8 protein-coding genes are annotated in these 5,171 nt (G+C 36.5%); 4 read left to right on the top strand and 4 right to left on the bottom strand.

The genetic code is table 11. From position 1 onward, the window contains the following. Positions 1-408: 408 nt before the first annotated feature. Together repM and FTU19_RS15695 are read left to right on the top strand one after the other, a co-directional pair. Positions 409-1,392 (top strand): replication initiation protein RepM, encoded by a 984-nt coding sequence (gene repM, locus FTU19_RS15700; RefSeq protein ID WP_004870947.1) that lies wholly within the window; start codon positions 409-411, stop codon positions 1,390-1,392. Continuing rightward, positions 1,389-1,685, top strand: coding sequence for a hypothetical protein (locus FTU19_RS15695; RefSeq protein WP_004870949.1), 297 nt, complete (start codon positions 1,389-1,391; stop codon positions 1,683-1,685). Before repM ends, FTU19_RS15695 begins: the two co-directional genes overlap by 4 nt. On the opposite strand, the gene FTU19_RS15690 is transcribed toward FTU19_RS15695, so the two are convergent. Both FTU19_RS15690 and FTU19_RS15685 read right to left on the bottom strand, forming a co-directional pair. Beyond that, complete coding sequence (locus FTU19_RS15690; RefSeq protein ID WP_004870952.1) at positions 1,682-1,993, bottom strand: HU family DNA-binding protein; 312 nt, start codon at positions 1,991-1,993, stop codon at positions 1,682-1,684. The genes FTU19_RS15695 and FTU19_RS15690 overlap by 4 nt on opposite strands. Positions 1,994-1,995: 2 nt before the next feature. Then, the gene (locus FTU19_RS15685) at positions 1,996-2,283 is read right to left on the bottom strand and encodes a mobilization protein (RefSeq protein ID WP_114676158.1); all 288 of its coding nucleotides are present in this window, start codon (positions 2,281-2,283) and stop codon (positions 1,996-1,998) included. A 209-nt stretch (positions 2,284-2,492) separates the two neighbouring features. On the opposite strand from FTU19_RS15685, the gene mobQ reads away from it, so the two are divergent. Together mobQ and FTU19_RS15675 are read left to right on the top strand one after the other, a co-directional pair. Then, complete coding sequence (gene mobQ / locus FTU19_RS15680) at positions 2,493-3,464, top strand: MobQ family relaxase (RefSeq protein ID WP_114676157.1); 972 nt, start codon at positions 2,493-2,495, stop codon at positions 3,462-3,464. Then, on the top strand, positions 3,461-3,958 hold the full coding sequence (locus FTU19_RS15675; protein ID WP_114676156.1) for a hypothetical protein: 498 nt from the start codon (positions 3,461-3,463) through the stop codon (positions 3,956-3,958). The genes mobQ and FTU19_RS15675 overlap by 4 nt, the downstream gene beginning before the upstream one ends. A 115-nt stretch (positions 3,959-4,073) precedes the next feature. On the opposite strand, the gene FTU19_RS15670 is transcribed toward FTU19_RS15675, so the two are convergent. Then, positions 4,074-4,184 carry a type II toxin-antitoxin system HicB family antitoxin gene (locus FTU19_RS15670; RefSeq protein ID WP_227541741.1) on the bottom strand — a complete coding sequence of 37 codons (111 nt, stop codon included), beginning with the start codon at positions 4,182-4,184 and terminating at the stop codon, positions 4,074-4,076. A 73-nt stretch (positions 4,185-4,257) separates the two neighbouring features. Continuing rightward, positions 4,258-4,740 carry a hypothetical protein gene (locus FTU19_RS15665; RefSeq protein ID WP_004871917.1) on the bottom strand — a complete coding sequence of 161 codons (483 nt, stop codon included), beginning with the start codon at positions 4,738-4,740 and terminating at the stop codon, positions 4,258-4,260. Between the last annotated feature and the right edge of the window lie 431 nt (positions 4,741-5,171).

Here is a 5,171-nt window from a genome sequence, read left to right as displayed (position 1 = left end):
CCGAATGGGTGCGAACTTTGGAGCTTTTGCTTTTCAAAAAGTATGAGCGAAGCGAATACATTACTAATGCTTTTGCTTTTAGATTTCACAAACATGATTAACTAAAAACTGCCCCGCGAAGCGAGGAACGAGCTTCAATAGAGTACGAGCTTTAGCGAGTACATAGGGCAGTTTTTAGCACTCCCCTCTTTTTAATAATTTTATAATTTTATAATTTTAGACCACTTATTCATATTAATAATCAATGACTTATATTGCTATATCTATACGTTTATGCAGTCTTATCTATACGTTTATGCAGTCTTATCTATACGTTTATGCAGTCTTATCTATACGTTTATGCAGTATTGCTATACATATTTAATCAATGTAATATAATTACAACTAAAAAGAATGTATGTATAAAAAATGGCAAATGATTTAGTTATTAAAAATAATGCGTTAATTGATGCAAGTTATACCTTGAGTCTAGTAGAGCAACGTTTAATAGGGTTAGCTTTAGTGAAAGCCAATAATCAGCATCAGGAAATCACCAGTGATACAGTTCTTACCATACATGCAGGGGAATATGCTGAACAATTCAAGGTTGATAGTTCAGTGGCTTATCGAGCATTAAAAGAAGCATCAGAACGGTTGTTTTTACGCTATTTCTCATACACCTTATATGGCTTGGAGTTTGGTAAGGAATACACCCTTAAACGTCCCAAAAAGCTAAGAGATTGCGATATACCAACCGTTATGAAATCACGATGGGTACAAAAGATCGGTTATACAGAATCAGAGGGGTTATTACACTTCCAACTTACCAGTGATGTTGTCCTATTGGTTGCTAATTCAAAAGAATATTTCACAAGCTATTACTTATCACAAACTACAGACTTTACCAGTACCTACGCTACTCGATTGTTTGAACTCCTCATGAAATGGAAAAATGTAGGACATATTCCATTTATTGAAATAGAACAATTACGAGGGCAATTAGGTGTAGAACCTAAGCAATATAAAATAATTTCTAACTTTAAGTTGCGAGTCCTAGATGTGGCTGTGGAGCAAGTGAATCAACATTCAGACTATACGATTAAATACGAGCAACATAAGCAAGGGCGGACAATTACAGGTTTTTCATTCAAATTTAAGCCTAAAGTAGATAAAATCTCAAAAAAAATAATATCCAAGCAAAATCGTAATAGCCCCGATTTTTTTATAAAATTGAGCGATCCACAACGCCACCTATTTGCCAATAAAATGTCTGAAATGCCCGAAATGAGCAAATACTCACAAGGTACGGAAAGCTTTCAGCAATTTGCTATTCGTATCGCTGACATGCTTTTAGAGCCTGAAAAGTTCAGAGAGCTTTATCCATGTTTAGAAAAAGCAGGGTTTCAAGCATGATGAAATTAACCAACCTATTAGAAGAATTTCACGGTACACAAGCTGAATACCTCGACATCATAAATTATGAAATTGCGAGGGAAAATATATGCGGTTATATCTTCCTATTATCCCGAATATCCCAAAATGCCGAACCAACCGAAAGAATGCAGCTGGAAAGCAAAATAGAGGACTTAATTTACTATCGGGATAATTTGCAGATCGAAGATAAAGAAAATATCCAAAAGGTCTTAAATGAGCTAATTCCAGAGTATAAAGCCGAACAAGAACAACAGAGAGCTAAGAAAAATTAGGCTTTCTTCTTAGCTTTACTTTTTTGCTTTGGCTTAACAATAAATTGCTCTCCCAAGGCCTTTCCTTGTTTAAAAGTGACGATTTCCTTAGCTTCAATTTTAAGTTTTTCGCCAGTTTTAGGATTATGCCCCATTCTTTCGGCACGCTGTTTTACTTCAAAAGTCCCAAAATCAACTAATCGGACATTTTTATCTTCAACTAGGGCTTCTGTAATGACTTCAAGAACAGAATTAAGCACAACTCTTGCTTCGTCTTGATTAATATTTAATTTAGGCGCTAATTTGGCAATTAAATCCGCTTTATTCATAATTAATTTTCCTCAATATTTGGTAAGTCAAAAAGCTGTCTATCTCTATTTTCAGTTAAATATTCATTAAGTTCCGTGAGTATTTTTTCTTTGTTAGCTTCATTACTTTGCATCTTTTTAATTAAATAAGAACCGAGCAAAATTTTACGCCGAGTATCATCCTTTCTTTCCTGCTCCTTTTTCTTGGTTTTTTCTCTTGCTTCGATAGCCTGTTTTTGAGCTTTTAACTGTTTCAGCTTCTCTAACTGGGCTTCAATTTTCTTTTCGATATTTTCAGCAGATTTTGTCATAATGGTTAAATTCGGGATATAGAAAACCACTCAAGCATAAGACCCTATGAATTGAAATTCAAGCGGGTAATATGCTATCGTGTTTTTCATGAAATGCGCACTTACGACTTGGATTTCATCCAAGTCAAAGTTTGCGTAAGGGGGATCCCCTTAACCCCAAAAAACTGCTACGCAATTTTTTAAAAGCAAAAGCATCTCAAGGCAACTGCATGGCAATCTATCATTGTTCAACTAAAACAGTTAATCGAAGTTCAGGCAGAACTGCTGTTGCATCTATGGCTTATCGTGCAGGTGAAAAGCTCAAAGATGAACGTACAGGATTGACCCACGACTTTACAAGAAAAGACGGTGTCGCCCATTCAGAAATTATCTCGAATCTCGATATTGAAATTGACCGTAATGACCTTTGGAACTTGGCAGAACAGTCCGAAAACCGCAAAGATGCCCGAACCGCTAGAGAATGGGTAATCGCCCTACCCGATGAATTAGACGCTGATCAACGTAAGGACTTGGCAAAAGACTTTGCCAGGTCCTTAGTTGATCGCTATGACGTAATCGCAGATTTAGCCATCCATGAACCGAGTAAAGGCGGTAATGATAAAAACCATCACGCCCATATCATGCTCACAACCCGAAAAGCCGAGTTGGATGCAGACAATAAACTCACTCTGACCACCAAAACCGATATTGAACTCAGCAACGCCAAACGAAAAAGCCTTGGTATGGGGACAACCCAAGACGAAATTAAACAGATTCGGGAAACGTGGGCAAATTTAGCCAATCACGCATTAGAACGAGCAGGCTTTCAGGAAAAAATAGACCACCGCAGCTATGCCGATCAGAATAATGGACTACAAGCCACCATCCATGAAGGCACTAAAATCACCCAATTACGCAGACAAGGCATAGACACTGAAATCAGCCGTTTTAATGACAATGTGAAACAGCAGAACGCCCAACAGCTTGACCAACAGAAACAGCAGAAAGAGAGCATTTTACAGCGTGGTTTAAACCGTGTCGATCAAGGTTTTGATCAATGGCAGAAGAACCAAGAAACCAAACGTCTAGAACTGGAACGCCAAGCGGAAATGAAACGACAGCAAGAATTAGATAAACAACGAGCCGAGCAAGCACTCCGCAAGGCATCTCAAAAACTAAGTAGAGGCGGAATGTCATTATGAGTAATCAAAATGATTTAGATGACCAGTTATATATTTTATTGGCATCCATGAAGGAATATCGAGAAGCCATAGCAGACGATAAGAAGCGATTAGAGCAGTTTTACAACCAAGTCGCTAGTGGAGTGCTAGACAAGGCTGAAAAATCGCTAGAAAACGCAAATAAGAAGCATACATGTGCATTAAACAACAGTATTCAGGCATTAAACGAAGCTACAAACAGGCTCAACTTAAAACTTATCCTTATTTTTGCCAGCACGTTTGTGGCTGTGATGATGGTATTCATTTTGGCTATCTTCTTATACATACCAAGCAAAGACGAAATTGATGAACGTAGAGCAGATATGGCTGTACTAAAAAAATATCCGCTACAAATTCGAGAAAGTGATGGTGAAACATTGGTGAGAATAATGAGGAAAAATTGCTACTCGTTTGAACCGAGTAGTGTCAAAGAAAAAACCTATGACTGGTGTCAGATCGACCCTAAAAAATACTAGTTGATCGGTACTTTGCTTGGTTTTTCTCATTACTGATCAGATTACAGCAAGCGCAAAGTTGCCCGACTTTGAAACATGGCTAAAGCCATATTTCAAAGCATCGAGCAAAGATAGGTTAAACGCCTAAACGCATTAGTTTTTCTTGAATTGCATCACTTACAAAAGAATTAAGGGAATTACTTGATGCTAAAACTGCTTTACGGTGCATTTCAGGGCTAATACGCACATTAAACGTGCCTTATCAAGGCTTTTTTGGAATTTCGTATAATAATGCCCATTATGTTAAATGGGGGATTTAATTAATTTGAGTTTGCAAAATTGCTAAATTTTTTCTTAATTCTTCTCATGTCTTGAAGTGTATAACCATAATTTACAAAACATCCTTGTAGTATTTGGGGGTCACTTATTGGACTATCTAAAACAGTAAAAAATTCATTAATAATATTTACAGTAGATAAGTTGGCTTCTTTTTTACCTGTATGAGGACTAACTGTTATTAACTGATTTTTATTAAAATAATCAGCCGTAATTAAATTAGGGAAATTTTTAAGTTGAGGATTTAGTCTTCTGAAATCAGCATTATAAAGAGGAATACAACTTTCTATTATTTGTGGTAAAGCTGTATCTGTTAAGAACGTATTTAAGTTGGATTCTATATTTCTAGTAGGTTTTGCATTCTTAATATTTGAGGGATTTACTGGAAAACCATGAAACATCCATAGTACACCATATAAAATTAGTATTACTAAAGTTACCGAAAAGATGATTCCTAATACCTTCACTTTTAAGTCTTCCTAAAATTAACATAATACAGCTTATACGAAATGCGTTATAATTATCTATAGAAATCAATGCTGTAGTTTCTAGTTGATAGCCCATCTTTGCCAAGGTGGGCTTTTTTTATGATTTTTCACGTTCCACGCTCAATAAGTGAGCAATGTTTCACGGTTTTGATTAGATATTTTAATCAGTGCAATAAGAACCGAGCGAGTGTCTACGAGCGATTGAGCATTATAAAAATTTTGCCCCTGCCTTTTCTCTGATTACAAGCTCCCTTTCGATTTTAAAAGGTAGGTACAGAGCATCCCGAATGGGTGCGAACTTTGGAGCTTTTGCTTTTCAAAAAGTATGAGCGAAGCGAATACATTACTAATGCTTTTGCTTTTAGATTTCACAAACATGATTAACTAAAAACTGCCCCGCGAAGCGAGGA

Source organism: Acinetobacter sp. YH12072 (genome assembly GCF_013419565.1).
Taxonomy (GTDB): Bacteria; Pseudomonadota; Gammaproteobacteria; order Pseudomonadales; family Moraxellaceae; genus Acinetobacter.
This window is presented reverse-complemented; position numbering and strand designations above follow the sequence as displayed.

Bases quoted from the DNA above. Each gene is read 5' to 3' on its own strand.
- FTU19_RS15690 (WP_004870952.1), bottom strand. From the start codon at position 1,993: ATGAATAAAGCGGATTTAATTGCCAAATTAGCGCCTAAATTAAATATT.
- repM (WP_004870947.1), top strand. From the start codon at position 409: ATGGCAAATGATTTAGTTATTAAAAATAATGCGTTAATTGATGCAAGT.
- FTU19_RS15695 (WP_004870949.1), top strand. From the start codon at position 1,389: ATGATGAAATTAACCAACCTATTAGAAGAATTTCACGGTACACAAGCT.
- mobQ (WP_114676157.1), top strand. From the start codon at position 2,493: ATGGCAATCTATCATTGTTCAACTAAAACAGTTAATCGAAGTTCAGGC.
- FTU19_RS15675 (WP_114676156.1), top strand. From the start codon at position 3,461: ATGAGTAATCAAAATGATTTAGATGACCAGTTATATATTTTATTGGCA.
- FTU19_RS15685 (WP_114676158.1), bottom strand. From the start codon at position 2,283: ATGACAAAATCTGCTGAAAATATCGAAAAGAAAATTGAAGCCCAGTTA.